The 18,862-nt window shown below is 63.2% G+C and carries 22 protein-coding genes; 14 read left to right on the forward strand and 8 right to left on the reverse strand.

Features of this window, described 5'->3' with window-relative positions; genetic code table 11:
- The first annotated feature begins 57 nt into the window (after positions 1 to 57).
- A complete protein-coding gene (locus QTL96_RS20575) occupies positions 58 to 678 on the forward strand; it encodes a glutathione S-transferase (protein WP_289728976.1) in 621 nt (206 codons plus the stop codon).
- Between the two features lie 6 nt (positions 679 to 684).
- Here the strand turns inward: QTL96_RS20575 and QTL96_RS20580 are convergent, their stop codons facing one another.
- Positions 685 to 1,038 (reverse strand): MmcQ/YjbR family DNA-binding protein, encoded by a 354-nt coding sequence (locus QTL96_RS20580; RefSeq protein WP_289728977.1) that lies wholly within the window; start codon positions 1,036 to 1,038, stop codon positions 685 to 687.
- A 48-nt stretch (positions 1,039 to 1,086) separates the two neighbouring features.
- Complete coding sequence (locus QTL96_RS20585; RefSeq protein ID WP_289728978.1) at positions 1,087 to 1,278, reverse strand: hypothetical protein; 192 nt, start codon at positions 1,276 to 1,278, stop codon at positions 1,087 to 1,089.
- A gap of 143 nt (positions 1,279 to 1,421) precedes the next feature.
- Here QTL96_RS20585 and QTL96_RS20590 point away from each other — a divergent pair, with 143 nt between their 5' ends.
- A complete protein-coding gene (locus tag QTL96_RS20590; RefSeq protein WP_289728979.1) occupies positions 1,422 to 2,318 on the forward strand; it encodes a LysR substrate-binding domain-containing protein in 897 nt (298 codons plus the stop codon).
- On the opposite strand, the gene QTL96_RS20595 is transcribed toward QTL96_RS20590, so the two are convergent.
- Positions 2,319 to 2,978, reverse strand: a complete 660-nt coding sequence (locus tag QTL96_RS20595) for a glutathione S-transferase family protein (RefSeq protein WP_289728980.1) — start codon at positions 2,976 to 2,978, stop codon at positions 2,319 to 2,321.
- A 158-nt stretch (positions 2,979 to 3,136) separates the two neighbouring features.
- Complete coding sequence (locus QTL96_RS20600; RefSeq protein WP_289728981.1) at positions 3,137 to 4,525, reverse strand: TIGR03808 family TAT-translocated repetitive protein; 1,389 nt, start codon at positions 4,523 to 4,525, stop codon at positions 3,137 to 3,139.
- Positions 4,526 to 4,725: 200 nt separating this feature from the next.
- Here QTL96_RS20600 and QTL96_RS20605 point away from each other — a divergent pair, with 200 nt between their 5' ends.
- The 5 genes from QTL96_RS20605 (at position 4,726) to QTL96_RS20625 (ending at position 10,555) form a co-directional block, all read left to right on the forward strand.
- Positions 4,726 to 5,736 carry a ligase-associated DNA damage response exonuclease gene (locus QTL96_RS20605; protein WP_289729156.1) on the forward strand — a complete coding sequence of 337 codons (1,011 nt, stop codon included), beginning with the start codon at positions 4,726 to 4,728 and terminating at the stop codon, positions 5,734 to 5,736.
- Between the two features lie 241 nt (positions 5,737 to 5,977).
- Positions 5,978 to 7,603, forward strand: coding sequence for a cisplatin damage response ATP-dependent DNA ligase (locus QTL96_RS20610; RefSeq protein ID WP_289728982.1), 1,626 nt, complete (start codon positions 5,978 to 5,980; stop codon positions 7,601 to 7,603).
- A gap of 179 nt (positions 7,604 to 7,782) precedes the next feature.
- Positions 7,783 to 8,715, forward strand: a complete 933-nt coding sequence (locus QTL96_RS20615; RefSeq protein ID WP_018898992.1) for an alpha/beta fold hydrolase — start codon at positions 7,783 to 7,785, stop codon at positions 8,713 to 8,715.
- 108 nt (positions 8,716 to 8,823) lie between these two features.
- On the forward strand, positions 8,824 to 9,660 hold the full coding sequence (locus tag QTL96_RS20620) for a L,D-transpeptidase (RefSeq protein ID WP_047507767.1): 837 nt from the start codon (positions 8,824 to 8,826) through the stop codon (positions 9,658 to 9,660).
- A gap of 169 nt (positions 9,661 to 9,829) precedes the next feature.
- On the forward strand, positions 9,830 to 10,555 hold the full coding sequence (locus QTL96_RS20625) for a L,D-transpeptidase (protein WP_113235677.1): 726 nt from the start codon (positions 9,830 to 9,832) through the stop codon (positions 10,553 to 10,555).
- Positions 10,556 to 10,628: 73 nt separating this feature from the next.
- Here the strand turns inward: QTL96_RS20625 and QTL96_RS20630 are convergent, their stop codons facing one another.
- A complete protein-coding gene (locus QTL96_RS20630; protein ID WP_289728983.1) occupies positions 10,629 to 10,856 on the reverse strand; it encodes a DUF1127 domain-containing protein in 228 nt (75 codons plus the stop codon).
- A gap of 96 nt (positions 10,857 to 10,952) precedes the next feature.
- Between QTL96_RS20630 and QTL96_RS20635 the strand changes: the two genes are divergently transcribed.
- Complete coding sequence (locus tag QTL96_RS20635; RefSeq protein ID WP_289728984.1) at positions 10,953 to 11,831, forward strand: LysR family transcriptional regulator; 879 nt, start codon at positions 10,953 to 10,955, stop codon at positions 11,829 to 11,831.
- Positions 11,832 to 11,858: 27 nt separating this feature from the next.
- Here the strand turns inward: QTL96_RS20635 and QTL96_RS20640 are convergent, their stop codons facing one another.
- Positions 11,859 to 12,569, reverse strand: coding sequence for a gamma-glutamylcyclotransferase (locus QTL96_RS20640; RefSeq protein WP_289728985.1), 711 nt, complete (start codon positions 12,567 to 12,569; stop codon positions 11,859 to 11,861).
- A gap of 116 nt (positions 12,570 to 12,685) precedes the next feature.
- On the reverse strand, positions 12,686 to 13,156 hold the full coding sequence (locus QTL96_RS20645; RefSeq protein WP_289728986.1) for a MarR family transcriptional regulator: 471 nt from the start codon (positions 13,154 to 13,156) through the stop codon (positions 12,686 to 12,688).
- Between the two features lie 119 nt (positions 13,157 to 13,275).
- Here QTL96_RS20645 and QTL96_RS20650 point away from each other — a divergent pair, with 119 nt between their 5' ends.
- From QTL96_RS20650 to QTL96_RS20665, 4 genes are all read left to right on the forward strand, one after another.
- Positions 13,276 to 13,698 carry an organic hydroperoxide resistance protein gene (locus QTL96_RS20650; RefSeq protein WP_018898985.1) on the forward strand — a complete coding sequence of 141 codons (423 nt, stop codon included), beginning with the start codon at positions 13,276 to 13,278 and terminating at the stop codon, positions 13,696 to 13,698.
- Between the two features lie 398 nt (positions 13,699 to 14,096).
- Complete coding sequence (locus QTL96_RS20655) at positions 14,097 to 15,428, forward strand: MFS transporter (RefSeq protein ID WP_018898984.1); 1,332 nt, start codon at positions 14,097 to 14,099, stop codon at positions 15,426 to 15,428.
- A gap of 136 nt (positions 15,429 to 15,564) precedes the next feature.
- Positions 15,565 to 15,948 (forward strand): MbcA/ParS/Xre antitoxin family protein, encoded by a 384-nt coding sequence (locus QTL96_RS20660; protein ID WP_047507755.1) that lies wholly within the window; start codon positions 15,565 to 15,567, stop codon positions 15,946 to 15,948.
- Positions 15,908 to 16,666 (forward strand): RES family NAD+ phosphorylase, encoded by a 759-nt coding sequence (locus QTL96_RS20665; protein ID WP_289728987.1) that lies wholly within the window; start codon positions 15,908 to 15,910, stop codon positions 16,664 to 16,666. Before QTL96_RS20660 ends, QTL96_RS20665 begins: the two co-directional genes overlap by 41 nt.
- Positions 16,667 to 16,668: 2 nt before the next feature.
- Here the strand turns inward: QTL96_RS20665 and QTL96_RS20670 are convergent, their stop codons facing one another.
- Entirely contained in the window at positions 16,669 to 17,115 is a 447-nt protein-coding gene (locus QTL96_RS20670) for a MarR family transcriptional regulator (RefSeq protein WP_289728988.1), read from the reverse strand.
- An 84-nt stretch (positions 17,116 to 17,199) separates the two neighbouring features.
- Here QTL96_RS20670 and QTL96_RS20675 point away from each other — a divergent pair, with 84 nt between their 5' ends.
- Positions 17,200 to 17,928 carry a thioredoxin family protein gene (locus QTL96_RS20675; protein WP_289728989.1) on the forward strand — a complete coding sequence of 243 codons (729 nt, stop codon included), beginning with the start codon at positions 17,200 to 17,202 and terminating at the stop codon, positions 17,926 to 17,928.
- 89 nt (positions 17,929 to 18,017) lie between these two features.
- Positions 18,018 to 18,797, forward strand: coding sequence for a VOC family protein (locus tag QTL96_RS20680; protein ID WP_289728990.1), 780 nt, complete (start codon positions 18,018 to 18,020; stop codon positions 18,795 to 18,797).
- Positions 18,798 to 18,862 lie beyond the last annotated feature (65 nt).

The raw sequence follows: 18,862 nt of genomic DNA on the forward strand, positions 1-18,862 counted from the left end.
TCTTTCTCGCAATCCGGCGTGCACGCTCTATGCTCTCCTGACAAAACAGGAGTCGTCATGCTGACATTGTATTTCGCGCCCGGCGCATGTTCCCGCGCCAGCCTCATCGCCCTTGAGGAATCGGGCCTACCCTTCGAGGCGAAGCGGGTCGATACCGCCAATGGAGAACAGCGCTCCGAGGCCTATCGCAAGATCAATCCCAAGGGCCGCGTTCCGGCACTTGCCACCGAAAAAGGCGTACTCACCGAAACGCCGGCGATCCTCGCCTATATCGCCGCGATCGCGCCGGCGGCCGGTCTGGCCCCGCTCGACGATGCCTTCGAATTCGCCCGCCTGCAGGCCTTCAACAGCTACATCTGCTCGACGGTGCATGTGAACCACGCCCATGGCCGCCGTGCCAGCCGCTGGGCCGATGATGCCGCCGCCCATGAGGCGATGAAGGCCAAGGTGCCGGAGACCATGACAGAGAGCTTCGCGCTGATCGAAGACGGCATGTTTGCCGGCCCCTGGGTGATGGGCGAACGCTACTCCGTCGCCGATCCCTATCTCTTCGTCATGACCGGCTGGCTGCCGAGCGACGATGTCGACCCGGCACGCTTCCCCAAGGTCGCCGACCACTACGCCCGCATGCTCGAGCGCCCCGCCGTGCAGCGCGCGCTCGCCCGCGAGAAGGCGTAAGCCGCATCAACTCTGGTAACTTGCCGCAAGCTTCTTCGGCGCGCGCAATCGCCACGCGCCGATCAGCCGATCGGTCAGTTCCGCATCGCCGACGGCGTCGATACGCACGGGCAGATACTGCCAGCCGACATAATGCGGTGTCTGGAAATAGATCTCGGGCGCCAGCGAAAGCAGAGCCTCCTTCTCGTCGAGCGAAATCGAGATCACGATCGTCTCGTTATCCTTCACGGCCACGAAGGACTTGTCCCCGACCTTCAGCGCATGGTTGCCGTAGGACGTGCCTTCCTCGACGCCGGGCAGTTTCGCCTCGGCCACAAGCCGCAGCAGCCGCTTGAAGATCGCGTCGATATCCTCAGCCATGCGTCTCCTCCCGGTGCTTGTCCGGGAGAGACTAGCAGATTTCGGAGCCTATGCGCAGAGCGCCAGTTCGGGCCGCTCGAGGCTGGGGTTGGATTGCTCGCAACGTTCGAGCGGCAAGTCCGCCAGCTCCGTCAGCGACATCCGCGCAAGATCGGGATGGGAGAGCGGATCGCCTGCCGGGTCCGCCCCATAAGACGGTTCGGCGGTCTCTTCGTTCAAGAAAAACTTTAGCCATTGCATGGGATGCCTCGCTTTCTCGGTCTCTGCCCGCGGTGGGAAGTCGCTTGGCAGGCGAAAGATGCATGCGTGATGCCGGGCAATATCCTCCCGCAGCGGGGATGGATTCAATTGAGAATAACGGAGTTCTGATATAGGAAATCTATATGAGAAATCTGAACTCGGTACATCTGAACGGCCTGCGCGCGCTTGAAGCGGTTGGGCGGCTGGGCTCGCTGCAGGCGGCGGCCGAGGAGCTTGGTGTGTCCATCGGCGCCGTCAGCCAGCAGGTGATCAAGGCCGAGGCGCAGCTTGATCGAACGATCTTCGAGCGCACGCCCAAGGGCATGCTGGCCACCGAGGCGGGTGCTCCGCTGCTCGCGGCGCTGAATGAAGGCTTCGCGCATCTGTCGCGGGCAGTTGCGCTCGCTCAGCGCCGCGACGACAGCATCCTGACGATCTCGGTGGCGCCCGTCTTCGCAGCGCGCTGGCTGGTCTATCGTCTCGATCGCTTCGCCGAGCACCACCCTGATATCAACCTGCGGATGGACGCGACCATGAAGCTGGTCGATCCGGCGCTCTGCGATGTCGATATCAGCATTCGCGTCGGCGATGGTCGCTGGCCTGATGTGAAGGCGGAGCTGCTGCTGGAGCAGGAGGTGTTCCCGGTCTGCACGCCTTCAATGGCCGAGAACCTGCGCGAACCCGCCGACCTTCTGGCGCTGCCCGCGATCATCGACGGCCGAGCGATGTTTGGCTGGGACGTCTGGATGCGCGCGGCGGGGCTTGAGGGGGCAGCGCTCGAAACCCGCCACGTCTTCAACGACGCCTCGCTCTGCCTCGATGCCGCCATCGCCGGGCAGGGGGTGATGCTCGCCTGGCAGACGCTGGCCGGCTATGCGCTGCAGCAGGGCCAGCTGGTCGCGCCCTTCGGCATTCGCGCCAGAACCGGCTTCGGCCACTATTTCGTGACTGCGCACGGGATGCGCGAACCGAAAAAGGTCAGGGACTTCAAGGCCTGGATCCGCGCCGAAATGGCCGAGACCTTGAAGCTCTTTATCTGATCACACCGTCTCTTTGGACCGTGCCGCCTGCATGGCGATGTAGGCCGGTCGGGCCTGGCAGCGCTTGATCCAGGCGTCGACCTTGGGATGCGCGCTAAACAACGCCTGCTCCGATTGGGCATAGCGCAGCACTTCGGCGAGGTTGAGATCGGCGGCGGTGAAGCGGTTGCCGACGAGATAGTCGGTCGCACCGAGATGCTTTTCGAGCACCGCCAGCGGCCGCTTCAGCGAGCGGCTGGCGACTGCGATTGTCGCACGGCCCTCGTCGGTGTCTTCCTTCTCGTTGTCGTAGGTCATCACCAGCTTGATCGTGTGAATCTCGACCTCGGTCGCCGCCCACATCGTCCACATGGTCAGAAGGCCGTCTTCTTCGACGCTCTGGCCGGCGAGCGAGCCGCCGTGCTTGCGGGCGAGATAGAGCGTGATCGCCAGCGACTCGTGCATGACGAGATCGCCGTCCTTGATGGCCGGGATCATGGCCATCGGATTGACGGCGGCAAAGTCAGGCGACAGCGTATTGACCGGCGCATCCGATGCCAGTGGGTTGTCGAGGCGCCGTGCCTGCAGCACGGGGACGGATGTGAACTCCAGCCCGAGCTCTTCCGCCATCCAGTAGACGCGCGAGGCGCGCGAGCGATAAACGCCGTAGATTGTCAGCATGATGATGTGCCCTCTTGAAATCTGCCGCGAGCCTAGAGGGTAGGGCGATCAAGCGGAAGCTTTCAAGGCTGATGGGTCAATGAAAGCTTTTGATGGTGACTTAAACCTCGTCGCATGTCGGTGCCGCAAAACCGCTGCCCACTTTTGCGCGACATGCTTCACGACACGCGATTGCGCTCGACCGTCAGATGCGCGTAGCCGCCGGCGCCATCCGCCAGTTCTCCCGATATCTTCTTGTCCCATTCGAACCCGACCACCGCGCCCTCGGCCATATCCTGAAACACGTTGTCGGTAATGACGCAGGTGCCCGCCCCATCGACGACCGAGACCGCGCAGCCGACCGGCGCCTTGCGCACCACATTACCTGTCACCACCAGGTTGCGCATGTAGGGACCCCAGCCGAGCTGCATGCCCCATCTTGGCGCACCCTCGATGATGTTGTTCGAAACCAGCGTATCGGCCTCGGCGGCGATGCCGATGCCGAAGCTCACATCCGGCTTGTAGGGGCCGTCGAGCTTCAGATTGCGCACGACGTTGCCGGTGACGCTGGCAAGCCTGCCGCCCTTGTCGAAATTGGCGATCGAAATGCCGTTGGCGGCGCCATCGATCATGTTGTTTGCGACGACGGCCCCCTCGAATTCGAATTCGACATAGATCGCCGTCTCGCCCGATCGCCGGCACTGGTTGCCTGTGATCTGCACGTCGGAGGCCGAGTTGGCGCGGATCGCGGTGAAGGCGCAGTCGGAGATATGGTTGTTACTCACCATGACATTGTCGGCGCGAAACAGGTTGATGCCGTTGCCGTTCTGCCCGGTGCCGCCATCGGTGGCGCCGATCCTGTAGATCCGGTTGCCGCTGACGATGCTGTCATCGGCCGCCTTCTTCCAGCGATGGATCAGGATGCCGCCATTGCCGCAATCGAACACCTCGTTGTTGGTCACCGATAGCCCTGAGGATTCCACCGCGTAGAGCCCGGATTGCGCGGCCCCCGAGATCCTGCTGCGCTCGATCCGCCCGCCGCAGCGCTCCAGCTGCAGCGCATGCTTGCGGCTTCCCGAGATCTCGCAATTGTCGATCACGACCTCGTCGACGCCGGTGAATTGCACCAACGCCGAGCTATCGTCGCCGAGCCAGCGGTTCTGCCCGTCGATCACGATGTTGGAGAGCTCGATGCGCTTGACGTTTTCGGCGGTAAACAGCCGTCCGTCGCCGGTATAGACGATCCGCGATGCGCCCGGCACGCCGGTGATGCGCGTATTGTCGGGCAAGGTCAGGTTCGACACCTTGTAGACACCCGGCGGCAGGAACACCGGAACATTCTCTGCCGACGCGTCGTCGATCATCTTCTGCAAGCTGCTGCTCTTGCGATCGCCGGGATCGGGTGCTGCCTTGTATTTCACCGCGTCGATCGACCCGCGCAGATCCGGCTGCCGGCTCGCCGCGAAGGCCGGCGGCGCGAGAAGCGCAACGGTGGAGCAGGCGGCAAGGCGCAGGAGGTTGCGGCGGGACGAAAGGGGCAGGGACGATGTGAGCGGCGATTTGTTCATGGTCTTCGCTATGCAGGAACCGTGCCGCGATTTCTGTTCCGTTTCGGGACATCCGGCGCATGGCGGTTACGCTTTGTTAGCATGTTGGCGCCGCGTCGCTGGAAGGCCATCGCGATACGAGACATCGGGCACGGCCTTCAACGCGGCATGTCGAATGCTGCCCTCTGGTTCTTCCGCCAGTTGCCGCTATCTCTATGGCAATGAGATTTGACGCGCTGCTTTATCCCGCGCCCGAGGGGCTCTACTGCCCGCTGGGCCGATTTTATGTCGATCCGGTCAGGCCCGTTGAGCGCGCGCTGATCACCCACGGCCATTCCGATCACGCCCGCTCCGGCCACGGCCATGTGCTTGCCACCCGCCAGACGCTCGACATCATGCGCATCCGCTATGGCGAGGATTTCTGCGGCTCGGAACAGGCCGCCGCCTTGGGCGAAGAAATCGTCGTCAACGGCGTCAAGGTGAGCTTCCATCCCGCCGGCCATGTGCTCGGCTCCGCCCAGATCGCGATCGAAAAGGACGCGACGCGCATCGTCGTCTCGGGCGACTACAAGCGCCGCCCCGACCCGACCTGCGCGCCCTATGAACCTGTTGCCTGCGACGTCTTCATCACCGAGGCGACCTTCGGCCTGCCTGTCTTCCACCATCCGGACCCCGCGGGCGAAATGGCGAAGCTCTATGCGTCGCTGCGCCAGTTTCCCGAGCGCACCCACATGATCGGCGCCTACGCGCTCGGCAAGGCGCAGCGCGTCATCCGCCTCCTGCGCGATACCGGCTACGACCAACCTATCTATATCCACGGCGCCATGGAGCGGCTCTGCGACTACTATGTCAGCCAAGGCATCGACCTCGGCGAGCTGCGTCCGGCAACCGTCGAGGGACGCGACAAGTCCGCATTCAAGGGCGCCGTCGTCGTCGGCCCGTCATCCGCCTTCGCCGACCGCTGGGCCCGCCGCTTCAACGACCCGCTGCCTGCCTTCGCTTCCGGTTGGATGATGGTGCGCCAGCGCGCCAAGCAGGGCGGCGTCGAGCTGCCGCTCGTCATCTCCGACCATTGCGACTGGCCGGAATTGACCGACACGATTTCCGAGCTTCACCCCGCCGAGGTCTGGGTGACGCATGGGCGCGAGGAGGCGCTGGTGCGCTGGTGCGAATTGCAGGGCATCAAGGCCAAGCCGCTGCATCTGGTGGGGTATGAGGATGAGGCGGAGTGATGGGTTTATTTGGTCTTCCAACTGCCGATACCTTTGGCGCCAGCATTACCCCCCTCTGCCCTGCCGGGCATCTCCCCCACAAGGGGGGAGATTGGCTGGGGGCGGCCGCTCGCTCCACGCTCATTGTTTGGCGGAGATATAACCACGAGTCGATCTCCCCCCTTGTGGGGGAGATGTCCGGCAGGACAGAGGGGGGTATCCCACCCACCAACGCCTCCGAGAAAACAAGCGGAGGCCACCCATGAAAGCCTTCGCCGACCTCCTCGACCGCCTGGTCCTGACCCCATCCCGCAACGGCAAGCTCAAGCTGCTGACGGACTACTTCCGCGACACGCCCGACCCCGATCGCGGCTACGGCCTTGCGGCAATCGCCGGCACGCTCGATGTCCGCAACGTCAAGCCCGCCATGCTGCGCGAGCTGGCGCTCGAGCGCATCGACGACGTCCTCTTCCGCTACTCCTACGACTACGTCGGCGATCTCGCCGAGACGATCTCGCTCGTCTGGGACAATGAACGAGACATAGAGCGCTCGGCGCTGGCGCAGCCGAGGCTCGGCGAGGTCGTGGCTGAGATGAACACGCTCGGCCGCACCGAGGTGCGCAGCTATGTCCGCGATCTGCTCGACCGCCTCGACGCCTCCGGCCGCTTCGCCTTCATCAAGCTCGCGACCGGCGCGCTGCGTATTGGCGTCTCGGCACGGCTTGCCAAGCAGGCGCTGGCCGATCTCGGGGAACCCGATGTGACCGAGATCGAAACCTTGTGGCACGGTCTGCAGCCGCCCTATGAGAGCCTGTTTGCCTGGCTGGAGGGCAAGGGCGGCAAGCCGGTGCTGGCGACGCCGGCGATTTTCCATTCGGTGATGCTGGCGAACCCTGTGGAGGAGGGCGATCTCACGCAGCTCGACCCGACCGACTACGCCGCCGAATGGAAATGGGATGGCATCCGCGTGCAGCTGTCGCGCGCAGGCGAGACCCGCAAGATCTACTCCCGCTCCGGCGACGACATCTCCGCCGCCTTTCCCGATATCGTCCAATCCATCAGCTTCGACGGCGTCATCGACGGCGAGCTTCTGGTCGGCGGCACCGCCCGCTCCAACAGCCCGACCCGCACCTTCTCCGACCTGCAGCAGCGCCTCAACCGCAAGACCGTGACGCAGAAGATGCAGGACGATTATCCCGCCTTCATCCGCGCTTACGACCTGTTGTTCGACGGCGAGGAGGACGTGCGCGCCAAGACCTATCTCGAACGCCGCGCCCGCTTGAGCGAAATCGTCGAGCAAGCGCCGCACGAACGCTTCGACCTCTCCGCGCTGGTTCCCTTCTCCAGTTGGGAAGAGCTCGACGACCTGCGCTCGACCCCGCCCGATCCCGTCATCGAGGGGGTGATGATCAAGCGCCGCGACAGCGTCTATCAGGCCGGGCGGCTCAAGGGGCCGTGGTTCAAGTGGAAACGCAACCCCTATAATGTCGACGCCGTGCTGATGTATGCCCAGCGCGGCCATGGAAAGCGCTCAAGCTATTATTCCGATTTCACCTTCGGCGTCTGGGCCGAAACGCCAGATGGCGAGCAGCTGGTGCCCGTCGGCAAGGCCTATTTCGGCTTCACCGACGCCGAGCTGGAGATCCTCGACAAGTTCGTGCGCAACAACACCACCGAACGCTTCGGCCCGGTGCGCGCCGTGCGCGCCGACAAGGATTTCGGCTTCGTGGTGGAAGTCGCCTTCGAAGGCATCAACCGCTCCAACCGCCACAAGTCAGGCGTCGCCATGCGCTTCCCCCGCATCTCGCGCCTGCGCCAGGACAAGCCGTCCTACGAGGCCGATAGGCTGACGACGCTGGTGGCGATGATCGATGCGAAGGCGGGGTAGGGGCGGTCTTCAAGTCACCGTTTTCTCGATGATCTCTCCCCATCCCGCATTTTCCTGATGCAAAATACATCCGACTGTGCATCCTCAACACAATGTGTCTTGGCGTTGAAGCGCCGAGGGTGCAAGCATCTATCATGCCGGGCAAGCATCTATCATGCCGGGGAAGACGGAAGAGTGATATGACATCAGACAACGACCATTCCTTTTCGCGCCAGCGCCGCCTGCTTCTTGGCGGGCTCGCCGGCGCCCTCGTTCTTCCGGCTCTTCCCGGTGTCGCCAATGCCTTTGACGTTCCCCCCGAGCCGCGTCTGATCACCCGCGACTACGCCAAGGTGCGCAAGCGCTTCCGCACGCGGCTGCTCGAAAAGGGCCCGGCGCCCGACAAGTACGAGCCGCTCGATGCACCCGCCAATGCCGAGAAAATCTTCTATCGCTCCGGCTATGGCGGCGAGCTGGAGCTGGTCGCCTGGGTGTCGAAATACAAGCGCGAGCGCAAGGCCAAGCCCGGCATTCTCTTCCTGCATGGCGGCAATGCCATGGGCGTCGGCCACTGGAACCTGATGGGGCCCTATATCGACGCCGGCTTCGTGGTGCTGATGCCGTCGGTGCGCGGCGAAAATGGCCAGGCGGGCAATTTCTCCGGCTTCTACGACGAGGTGGACGACGTGCTGTCGGCCGCTGATCGTCTGGCGCATCTGCCGGGTGTCGATGCGAACAGGCTTTTCATCGCCGGCCACAGCATCGGCGGCACGCTCACCATGCTGGCCTCGATGTCGACCCACAAGTTCCGCGCCGCAGCCCCGATCTCCGGCAATCCCGACGCCTTCCGCTTCTTCAATCGCTATCCGCAGGATATCCGCTTCGACGACGACAACACCCACGAGTTCGAGGTGCGCACGGCGCTGTGCTACGCCCAGAGCTTCAAGTGCCCGGTGCGCGTCGTCCACGGCACGGACGAATCGCATTTCAACGATCGCGCCGGCCTGCTCGCCAGCCGCGCGCGATCCGGCGGCGTTCGCATCGAGACGGATACGGCCAAGGGCGGCCACACATCCGCCTTGCCGGAGGAAATCGAGCAGAGCATCCGCTTCTTCCACGGCGTGGCGGCTTAATCAGTCGCGTTAGGGCGCTGGCTGGCCGTCATCGCCAGCTTCGCGCCAGCCGCGCATGCCATCCTCGCGGCAGCTATAAATGTCGCTGTTATCGATGAGGGTGGTTTCATGAAGGGTCTAAGCCGGTTGTCGGCCATGTCGGGGCTTGTGTTGGCGGCCCTGTCGCTTGGCGGCTGCAACATTCTCGTGCCCGATACCGGCGCCACCGATCCGGCCCGTTTCGTGCAGGAAACCTATCCTGTCTTCTACAAGCCGCCGGGCATCGATCCCGATCGCGTCCGGCCGATCAATGCGCCGATCCCGCAGCGCCCCGGCGTTCCCGCGACGATCTACAACCAGACCTACGGCATCCCCGGCGCCACCCAGATGCGTACCTACGGCATGCCGTTGATCAATCCCGTCAGCGCCGCGATGTATGGCGAGGTGAGGGACAACGACTTCACGCTGCCTGCCATCCCCGTCAGCCGCGTCGATCCGGAATACATGCGCCAGGAGGTCGATTACCCCTCGACTGAAAAGCCCGGCACCATCGTCGTCAACACCAAGACCAAGCACCTCTATTTCATCGAGCCCAATGGCAAGGCCATGCGCTATGGCGTCGGTCTCGGCCGCGAAGGCTATGCCTGGTCCGGCCGCGGCGTCATCCAGTGGAAGCAGAAGTGGCCGCGCTGGACGCCGCCCGATGAGATGGTCAAGCGTCAGCCCGATGTCCGCTCGTTTTCGGCGGCCAATGGCGGGATGAACCCAGGCCTTGGAAATCCGCTCGGAGCCCGCGCCATGTATATCTTCAAGAATGGCGAGGATACGCTCTACCGAATCCACGGAACGCCCGATTGGGAGTCGATCGGCAAGTCCACTTCGTCGGGCTGCGTGCGCATGATGAACCAGGACGTCATCGATCTCTACGACCGCGTTTCGGCCAAGTCCGAGATCGTGGTGATGTAGCCGCGCAACAGGCGGCGTGAGAACGTCGCCACAAGCGGGCACACGTCTTCGTGAGGTTCTGGTTTATTTAGCATAACGGGATAGTTTCCTTGAATTGTGACTAGCGTTGAACAACCCTCCAGGAAACGACGTTCGTCGTTTCCGCGCTTAAGGAAAATTGACCCTCGTTATGAGCTTTGAAAAATCCATATCCCGCCGCAACTTTCTATCGCTTTCAGCGGTAACCGCGGCATCGGCGCTGGCAGGGTGTGCCTCCACTTCGGGCACGAGCCCGTCGTACGGCCAGCCAATGGCATTCCCGAACCCCATCCGCGCTTTCCAGACGACGCCGGCGCCCACCGATGCCGAGCTCGCTGTCATGTACGGCCCGGTCGAGGATGGCGGCTTCCTCATTCCGCCAGTTCCCTACCAGCAGATCGATCCGCGCTACTATCGCCAGCAGGTCATCGATCCGACCGGCGAGCGCCCCGGCACCATCGTCGTCGATACCCCCTCGCGCTTCCTCTATCTCGTCCAGCCGGGCGGGACAGCAATGCGCTATGGCGTCGGCATCGGCCGCGAAGGCTTCGCCTGGCAGGGCGACGGCGTCATCCAGTGGCGTCAGAAGTGGCCGCGCTGGAAGCCACCGAATGAGATGGTCGCCCGTCAGCCGGAACTCGTGAAATACTCGATCGAGAACGGCGGCATGGAGCCGGGCCTGAAGAACCCGCTCGGCGCCCGCGCGCTCTACATCTTCTCCGGCGGCCAGGACACGCTCTACCGTCTGCACGGTAATCCGGACTGGCGCTCGATCGGCAAGGCCGTATCGTCGGGCTGCGTTCGCCTGCTGAACCAGGACATCATCGACCTTTACGACCGCGTGCCGAACAAGGCGCCGATCGTCGTCAAGCAGTAAGTCACTGTCTCCGTCTCTCCCCGATCAGGGGAGAGACTTTTCGCGCATGCCCATGGCTGCGCCGAATCTCTCCTCATCCCCAGAACGCCGATCTCGCCGCTTCCGTCATCGCGTCCGCGCGCGACACGCCGATATCCTTGAGCTCGTCATCGGTCAGCTCGCTAAGCTCGGCCCTGCCGCGTTGTTTCCGGCAACGCGTCTCGATGCTTTCAATGATGTTTCGCGTGGCCCCCGCAAGCGTTGCCAGCAGTGCCGGCATGCGCGGCTGGCGTGATCTTTCGTCCGATGTGTCGGTCGCCATCTCTTCTGTCTCCGTATTGGCCTGCCCCGACAATGCGCTGGATATGTCCCGCAATGAAGCTTATGCATCTTATGCAAACCATAAGAGAAACTTCGCATGGCATTCGGTTTCGATCAGCTGCAGACCTTCATTCACATCGCCGAACTCGGAAGCTTCACCGCCGCCGCCGACAAGGCGGGCGTGACCCAGCCGGCGGTCAGCCTGCAGATCAAGCTCCTGGAACAGCGCATCGGCGTGCGCCTGATCGAGCGCGTCGGACGCCGGGCGCAGCCGACGGCGGCCGGTCTCGAATTTCTCGACCATGCTCGGCGGATCATGCGGGAACTGGCCGATGCCGAGGAGGCGATGACGCCGCACAGGAATGGCGAGAGCGGCCGCGTGCGCATCGGCAGCGGCGCCACCGCCTCCATCCATCTGCTGCCGCGGGCAATATCTAGGGCCCGGAAGAAAATGCCCGGGCTCGAAATCACCGTCCGCATCGGCAACACCGACGACATCCTGCGCGATCTCGAGACCAATGCGCTCGATGTCGCGGTCGTGACGCTGCCGGCGCCCGGCCGGTCCTTCGAGGTCGAGGCCTTCTATGACGACGAGTTGATGGTGGTCGCGCCGCGCGGCTCGGCCATCCCGCAAGGCGGCCCGGACGCCGCCTTCGTCAACACCAAGCCGCTGCTGCTCTATGACGGTGGTAACACGAGACGGACCATCGATGAATGGATGGGGCAGGCCGGTTTGGTCGCCCGCCCTGTCATGGAGTTCGGCAGCGTCGAGGCCATCAAGGAGCTGGTGGCGGCCGGCCTCGGCTGGTCGATCCTGCCCGGCCTGGCGCTGAAGCGCGACCGCGCCGGCTTCCTCGAAACCGCACCTGTCAGTCCGCCGCTGGTGCGCAAGCTCGGAATGGTCGTGCGCCGCGACAAGCATCTGAGCCGCGGCCTGCGGGAAATGATGAAATCACTGCGCGAGGCCGGGTTGTAAAGCCGCCATACCAGGAGCGGCAAGCCTCTATGCCGTCGGCTGTTCGATCCCGTGGATCTGGCGGATCTCGGCGGCGACGAGTTCCTGCAGACGCCAGAGGTTTCGGTCGTGGATGCCGAAATTCTCCAGATGGGTGACGGTGTTGTAGAGATATTCGGCGCAGGAACCGACATAGCCGCAGGCGCGTGCAAGCGTGGCGGCCACCAGGGGCAGGGGCTGCTTGCGGTAGATGCGGTTGCCTGTCGGCCCGATCCAGAAACCCAGCGCTCGGGCCCGGCCCTTAGGCGTCTTCACCGGCAGCCAGCGGATGGTGTCGATGTGCTCGCGGTCGCTGATCTCGCGGCGCAGCAGTCGGGAGATCTGCGCGGCCCGGTCTCCCTGAGGCAACTGGTACATCATGCCGTCGCACTGCCCGCCACGATCGAGCGCCATCATCAGGCCTGCCTGCTCGGGCGAGCCGCGCCAACTCTTGATCTCAAGACAGAAGGAGCGATGCCAGCCGAGAGCCGTCGCGCGGCTCTGGTCGACGAACTCGAATTCCGGTTTCCAGATCAGCGATCCGTAGGCGAAGACCCACAGCGGCTCGTCGCCGCTCTCTTCCGTCAGCCGCTCGGTGAGCGAGGCGAAATCGTCGTCCGTCAGCGTCGTGCGGCGCGGATCCGGGCCGGGATCGACTTCTTCGCGATAGCAGAGTTGGACAAGATCGGGTGTGAGGCACATGGTGCGTGGTTTGGGCATGACATCTCGCAATTCCTCCCGACTGAACTGCGCGAACAGGCGTCGCGGCTATAAAATTCGCAAACTAACCGTCGGAGTCAACCCGTCTGTCGGTTCGGGTGAGGGGATCGGAGGCGTCAGCGCGTCTCGGTCAGATTGCCGCGCAGGCCCTGCAGCTTCTCGCGAATATCGGCCATCTCTTCGAGCGTGCAGCCGATCGCCTGGCCGATCTCGCCCATGATGTCGTCCACCTGCGAGCGCATCGCGTCGCCCTCTGCGGTCAGCGTCACGATCACCTGCCGCTCGTCCTTGGGGTCGCGGGTGCGCACGATGAGCCCGCTCTGCTCGAGGCGCTTCAACAGCGGAGACAGAGTGCCCGAATCGAGATCGAGCTGCTCGCCAATCGTCTTCACCGGCAGCGCCGACTTCTCCCACAAAACGAGCATGACGAGATATTGCGGATAGGTGAGGCCCACCTTGTCGAGGATCGGCTTGTAGGCGCGCGTGAAGGCATGCGCCGTCGAATAGACCGCGAAACAGAGCTGTCGCTCCAGCCGCTTTTCCTCTTCCGGAATTTTCATCGTCTTAGCCATATGCGCTTTGGTCATCGTCTTTCCCCGATACCGCATTGTCGTCTTTTCGGATTTCGAATGCAATTTGCAAAATTCACTTGCGTACAATTTAATTGCGCGATATACAAAATCCAACCCCAACGAAGGAGACTGACATGCCGATCCTCTACACAACCAAAGCTTCCGCCACCGGTGGCCGCGCAGGCCGCGCCGTTTCCGAAAACGGCGTTCTTGATGTTACGCTGACGGTTCCGAAGGAACTTGGCGGCGACGGCGCCACCGGCACCAATCCGGAACAGCTCTTCGCGGCCGGCTACTCGGCCTGCTTCCTCGGTGCCCTGAAATTTGTCGCGGGCCAGCAGAAGGTCAAGATTCCAGAAGACACGACCGTATCGGCCACCGTCGGCATCGGCCCGCGTGAAGATGGCGGCGGCTTCGGCATCGAAGTGGCGCTGACGGTCAACATTCCGGGCCTCGACAAGCCGACCGCTGAAAAGCTGGCTGCCGCAGCGCATATCGTTTGCCCCTACAGCCACGCCATGCGCACCTCCACGGAAGTGCCGGTGACCGTCGCCTGATAAGGCGGGACTGGGCCTGGATTGCCAAAGGTGTCGTGCTCGCTTCGAGCGCGGCGCCTTTTTCGTTTCGCGGCGCGATTCAGCGCTTCGAGATTTTGAACATGTTCTAATATTCTGTTAAAGAATGCTCACTATCTCATCATACCAGTTGACGAGTGATGGCTAATTTGACAGAAATATGTTGCTCGCTAGGGGAGGAGGCATGTCCGTTGGGGCTCGTGCAGCAAGGCGCATTCGGTAAACGGGCGCGATCAGTTGCACAAGTATCGGACATAGGAGACCGACTTTCGCGGTAGGGCTAGAGATCAACATCCAGCATTCCCGACACAACGGGGCTGCATAGCGCAGGTCGCACTCGTAGGCTCGATGGGCCGCAGCGGTCTTGTCGGGAGGACTATGTGAACGCGACGTTTAAACTATCAGACCAGGAACAGCAGGTCGAAAAATCGGCGATCCGCAAGATCTCCATTCGCCTGGTTCCCTTCATTGCATTGATGTTCTTCATCAACTTCCTCGACCGTACGGCAATCTCCTTTGCCGGCCCGAACGGGATGACGCAGGACCTCGGCATGACCGCGGCCCAGTTCGGCTTTGCCGCCGGCATCTTCTTCGTTGGCTATATCGTCCTGGAAATCCCGAGCAACCTGGCGCTTCACAAATACGGTGCCCGTCGCTGGCTCGCCCGCATCATGGTGACCTGGGGCGTCGTTGCGATGCTCTTCACCTGGGTGAGCAGCGTCACCGGCCTCTATTCGCTGCGCTTCCTGCTCGGCGTTGCCGAGGCTGGCTTCTTCCCCGGCGCCATCCTCTATCTCAGCACCTGGGTTCCCGGCCGCCATCGCGCCAAGATCCTGGCGCTCTTCTATCTGGCCCAGCCGCTGACCACGGTTATCGGCGCGCCGATCGCCTCGCTGCTCATCCAGGCGCACGGCCTGTTCGGCTACGAAGGCTGGCGCATCATGTTCTTCGGCGTCGCCGTTCCTGCGATCATCGTCGGCATCATCACCTGGTTCTATCTGCCCGACACCCCGACCGCCGCCAAGTGGCTGACCTCGGAAGAGCGTGACTGGCTGAACCGCGAACTCGCCAAGGAAGAAGCTGGCAAGCTCTCCGGCCACGGCTCGATGACCCTGCAGGCGCTCAAGGACAAGCGCGTCTGGCTGCTTTCGGTCATCTACTTCGGCCTGATCTACGGCCTTTATGCACTGGCCTTCTTCCTGCCGACCATCATCGCAGGCTTCGAGACCAAGTTCGGCACCAAGTTCAACGTCTTCGACAAGGGCCTGATCACGGCGATCCCGTATCTGCCGGCCGCCGTCGCGCTGTTCTTCTGGAGCCGCGATGCGTCCAAGCGTGGCGTCCGCGCCTGGCACGTCGGTATCCCGGCTCTGGTCGGCGCGATCAGCATCCCGCTCGCTCTGCTGATGTCGTCTCCTGAGGCAACCGTCATCGCCATCACGCTCACCGCTTGCGCGATCTTTTCGGCGCTGCCGAACTTCTGGTCCTTCCCCTCGCGCTTCCTCACGGGTGCTGCGGCTGCCGCAGGCATCGCGCTCATCAACACCGTGGGCAACATCGCGGGCTTCGCGGCACCCTACATCACCGGTGCTGTCAAGGATGCCACGGGTCTCTACGAGATGCCGATGTTCATCGTCGGCGCCTTGATGCTGATCTCGGCCCTTCTGGCCTTCTCGATCGGCAAGACCATCAAGGACCCATCGGCGAAGTAAGCTTGGCCGTCACGACTATTGGCAACCCGGTCCGCACAGGCAGGCCGGGTTGTTTTCTTTTCGGCCGGAATTACCGCCAATCATCTTTCCATTAGAAATATAATCGCTATATTGTTTCCAAGGAAAGGAAATCGCCATGGCCATCGCCCATCCGCTATCAGGTACGCAGCCGTCGGAGGCCGTCGTCATCACCAAGGCCGCCGTTGCCGCCGCCGAGCGCCTCGGCATCAGTGCCCGCACGCTGTCATCAGTGCTTGGCCTGTCGGAAGCCACCGTATCGCGCATGAAGCGGCAGGATTACCTGCTCGAGCGCGGCTCGAAATCCTTCGAACTCGCCATCCTGCTCGTACGCCTGTTCCGCTCGCTCGATGCCATCGTCGGCGGTGATGAAGCGGTCGCGCGCTCATGGCTGCGCAACGCCAACACCGCGCTCGGCGCCACGCCGCTCGAAAAGATCGTCAGCATATCAGGATTGACCGATGTCCTCGCCTACCTGGACGCCCGCCGCGCTATCGTCTGAAGCGCGACCCGTCTCCGGCCGCTTCTGGCGACTGGTGGAGGCGCAGCATCAGATCTCGACCTTGAAGATCGTCGATACGCTGGAAGAGCAGGCCCTGCTCGAAACGCTGCTGGAAGAAAGCAAGCCGGTCCTGCCGCCGGAATGCAAGGGCCTCGACTATCTCTTGGCGACACCCTTCCGCTACGGCGCCATCTATCCCCACGGCTCGCGCTTCCGCCGGGCAGGGCGCACGCTCGGCATTTACTACGCATCGGAAGCGGTCGAGACCGCGATATCGGAGATGGCCTTCTACCGGCTGCTGTTCTTCGCCGATTCCCCGGATACACCGCTTCCCGCCAACGCCGCCGAATACACCGCCTTTGCAGCAGCCATCGAGACGCCGCGCGCGATCGACCTCACCACGCCGCCGCTCGACCGCGACCATGCGGTCTGGACCGATCCCCAGCGCTACGAGCCCTGCCAGGCGCTGGCCGATGCCGCCCGCGAGGCCGATTGCCAGGCGATCCTCTACGCTTCGGTCCGCGATCCCGGCCACCGCCGCAACATCGCGCTGCTCACCGCCTCGGCCTTCGCCGCGCGCGAACCCGTCGAGCGCCAGACATGGCGCCTGCGCCTTTCCGCAACAGGCGTCCAGGCGCTCTGCGAATTTCCGAAAGCGAGAATTGGGTTTACCCGCGCCGATTTCGGTGATGACCCGCGCATCGCCAACAAGCTCTGAGCCTAGGCCAGCGCCTGCAAATCCTGCCGCAGCCGCTCGGCATTGCCCTCGGGCAACGTCTGTTCCAGCGCCGCATGCGTGCTTTCCCAGATCGGCAGCGCCGCGGTTAGCACCCGCATGCCCTCGGGCGTCAGCCGCAGCAGCCGGCCGCGCTTGTCCCTCGGGTTCGGGAAGACTTCGACCCAGCCGCGCCGCTGCAGCGGCTTCAGCGCCGCCGTCAGCGTCGTCTGGTCCATGGCAAGCAGCCTGGCGACCGGCCCCATCGGCGGCGGCTCCGGCCGGTTCAGCGACATCATCAGCGAGAATTGCCCATTGGTCAGCCCCGCCGGCCGCAGCGCATCGTCAAACAGCCGCGCCAAGGCCCGCGCGGCCCGCTGCGCATGTAGGCAGAGACAGGTGTCGCGCACCAGAAGCGTCGTTGCGAAAGGAATGTCGGTAGCGTTTGACATGTCTAATTTCTATTGATATCAATATATATAGTCAAGGAAAAGGAGAATGGACCGTTTCGGTCGCGCCGGAGGAGGGCGCACACGATGCAGAACCAAGTCGTTTCCCGCGAAGAATGGCTCGAAGCCCGCCGCGCGCTGCTTCTCAAGGAGAAGGAAGCAACGCATCTGAGGGACAAGGTCAATGCCGAGCGCATGGCGCTTCCCTGGGTCAAGGTCGAGAAGGACTATGCCTTCGACACGCCCGATGGCAAGAGATCGCTCAGCGAGCTCTTCGATGGCCGCAGCCAGCTGATCATCTATCATTTCATGCTCGGTCCCGATTGGGAGGCCGGCTGTCCCGGTTGCTCCTTCCTCTCCGACCATGTCGATGGCGCGCTGCCGCACCTGAACAATCACGATGTCACCTGGGTTGCCGTTTCCCGCGCGCCCGTCGCCAAGATTGAGGCCTACAAGACGAGGATGGGCTGGAAGTTCCCCTGGGTATCCTCGGCATCCAGCGACTTCAACTTCGACTATCACGTATCGTTCAGCCCGGAAGATCTCGGCAAGGATAAAGTATTCTACAACTTTACTTCGATCCCGCCACAAGATGCCAATGACGAACTGCCGGGATTAAGCGCCTTTTACAGGAACGAGAAGGGCGAGATCTTCCACACCTACTCCAGCTACGCCTGCGGCCCGGAAGAGCTGATCGGCACGCTGATGATCCTCGACCGCGCCCCGAAGGGCCGCAACGAGGATTCGACGATGAACTTCGTCAAGCGCCATGACGAGTATGCTGAGGCGCCCAAGACGTCATCCTGCTGCCACTGACGCCTGAGATCATCTGTACCTGAGATAATGGGCGCCTGAGATCATCACGCCTGTATCGACGCAACGAAGAACGTGAAAGGGAGATCACGATGTCGGAGACCCACGGCAAGTTCATCTGGTGCGAATTGATGACGCCCGATACCAAGGGCGCCAAGGATTTCTACACGAAGGTCGTCGGTTGGACGACCAGCGAAATGACCGTCCCCGGCATGCCACCCTACAATATCTTCGAGGCCGATGGCGTCGGCCGCGCCGGCATGATGGTCTTTCCCGCCGAGCTCGAAGGCACCGGCATTCCGCCGAACTGGACCGGCTATGTCGCCGTCGACGATGTCGATCAGAGCGCCCGGGATTTCGCCGCCAATGGCGGCTCCGTCCGCCGCCCGCCGGAAGATATCCCCGAGATCGGCCGTTTCGCCGTGGTCGCCGACCCGCATGGCGCCGTGATCTGCATCATGACGCCGGCGCCGATGGACAGCCCGCCGCCGGAAGCCGCGATGGGCGCGCCGGGCACGCTCGGCTGGAGCGAACTCTACGCCGGCGATGGCGGTGAGGCCTTCACCTTCTACGAAAAGCTCTTCGGCTGGACCAAGGACCATGATTTCGACATGGGCCCGATGGGCGTCTACCGCATCTTCGCCGAACACGGCACACCCGTCGGCGGCATCATGACGAAGCCGGAGAACGTGCCGATGCCGGCCTGGGCCTATTACTTCAACGTGCCCGCCATCGATTCCGCCATCGAGCGGGTCCAGGCCGGCGGCGGCCAGGTCGTCAACGGCCCGATGGAAGTGCCCGGCGGCAGCTGGGTGGTGCAGGCGATCGACCCCCAGGGCGCCTTCTTCTGCCTCGTGGCGCCGGCCCGCTGACGCCTCACAAGCCCGCCTGCGAACGCCCGAAACACTCTCGAATCGGCCCCGGAAACGGGGCCGTT

This window comes from Rhizobium sp. S163 (genome assembly GCF_030380805.1).
Taxonomy (GTDB): Bacteria; Pseudomonadota; Alphaproteobacteria; order Rhizobiales; family Rhizobiaceae; genus Rhizobium.

Excerpts from the sequence above, each read along its gene's own strand:
- QTL96_RS20600 (WP_289728981.1), bottom strand. The coding sequence starts at position 4,525 with ATGAACAAATCGCCGCTCACATCGTCCCTGCCCCTTTCGTCCCGCCGC.
- QTL96_RS20620 (WP_047507767.1), top strand. The coding sequence starts at position 8,824 with ATGAAGGGTCTAAGCCGGTTGTCGGCCATGTCGGGGCTTGTGTTGGCG.
- QTL96_RS20665 (WP_289728987.1), top strand. The coding sequence starts at position 15,908 with ATGTCCTCGCCTACCTGGACGCCCGCCGCGCTATCGTCTGAAGCGCGA.
- QTL96_RS20660 (WP_047507755.1), top strand. The coding sequence starts at position 15,565 with ATGGCCATCGCCCATCCGCTATCAGGTACGCAGCCGTCGGAGGCCGTC.
- QTL96_RS20595 (WP_289728980.1), bottom strand. The coding sequence starts at position 2,978 with ATGCTGACAATCTACGGCGTTTATCGCTCGCGCGCCTCGCGCGTCTAC.
- QTL96_RS20585 (WP_289728978.1), bottom strand. The coding sequence starts at position 1,278 with ATGCAATGGCTAAAGTTTTTCTTGAACGAAGAGACCGCCGAACCGTCT.
- QTL96_RS20670 (WP_289728988.1), bottom strand. The coding sequence starts at position 17,115 with ATGTCAAACGCTACCGACATTCCTTTCGCAACGACGCTTCTGGTGCGC.
- QTL96_RS20610 (WP_289728982.1), top strand. The coding sequence starts at position 5,978 with ATGAAAGCCTTCGCCGACCTCCTCGACCGCCTGGTCCTGACCCCATCC.
- QTL96_RS20630 (WP_289728983.1), bottom strand. The coding sequence starts at position 10,856 with ATGGCGACCGACACATCGGACGAAAGATCACGCCAGCCGCGCATGCCG.
- QTL96_RS20650 (WP_018898985.1), top strand. The coding sequence starts at position 13,276 with ATGCCGATCCTCTACACAACCAAAGCTTCCGCCACCGGTGGCCGCGCA.
- QTL96_RS20645 (WP_289728986.1), bottom strand. The coding sequence starts at position 13,156 with ATGACCAAAGCGCATATGGCTAAGACGATGAAAATTCCGGAAGAGGAA.
- QTL96_RS20605 (WP_289729156.1), top strand. The coding sequence starts at position 4,726 with ATGAGATTTGACGCGCTGCTTTATCCCGCGCCCGAGGGGCTCTACTGC.
- QTL96_RS20615 (WP_018898992.1), top strand. The coding sequence starts at position 7,783 with ATGACATCAGACAACGACCATTCCTTTTCGCGCCAGCGCCGCCTGCTT.
- QTL96_RS20590 (WP_289728979.1), top strand. The coding sequence starts at position 1,422 with ATGAGAAATCTGAACTCGGTACATCTGAACGGCCTGCGCGCGCTTGAA.
- QTL96_RS20635 (WP_289728984.1), top strand. The coding sequence starts at position 10,953 with ATGGCATTCGGTTTCGATCAGCTGCAGACCTTCATTCACATCGCCGAA.
- QTL96_RS20680 (WP_289728990.1), top strand. The coding sequence starts at position 18,018 with ATGTCGGAGACCCACGGCAAGTTCATCTGGTGCGAATTGATGACGCCC.
- QTL96_RS20580 (WP_289728977.1), bottom strand. The coding sequence starts at position 1,038 with ATGGCTGAGGATATCGACGCGATCTTCAAGCGGCTGCTGCGGCTTGTG.
- QTL96_RS20575 (WP_289728976.1), top strand. The coding sequence starts at position 58 with ATGCTGACATTGTATTTCGCGCCCGGCGCATGTTCCCGCGCCAGCCTC.
- QTL96_RS20675 (WP_289728989.1), top strand. The coding sequence starts at position 17,200 with ATGCAGAACCAAGTCGTTTCCCGCGAAGAATGGCTCGAAGCCCGCCGC.
- QTL96_RS20625 (WP_113235677.1), top strand. The coding sequence starts at position 9,830 with ATGAGCTTTGAAAAATCCATATCCCGCCGCAACTTTCTATCGCTTTCA.
- QTL96_RS20640 (WP_289728985.1), bottom strand. The coding sequence starts at position 12,569 with ATGCCCAAACCACGCACCATGTGCCTCACACCCGATCTTGTCCAACTC.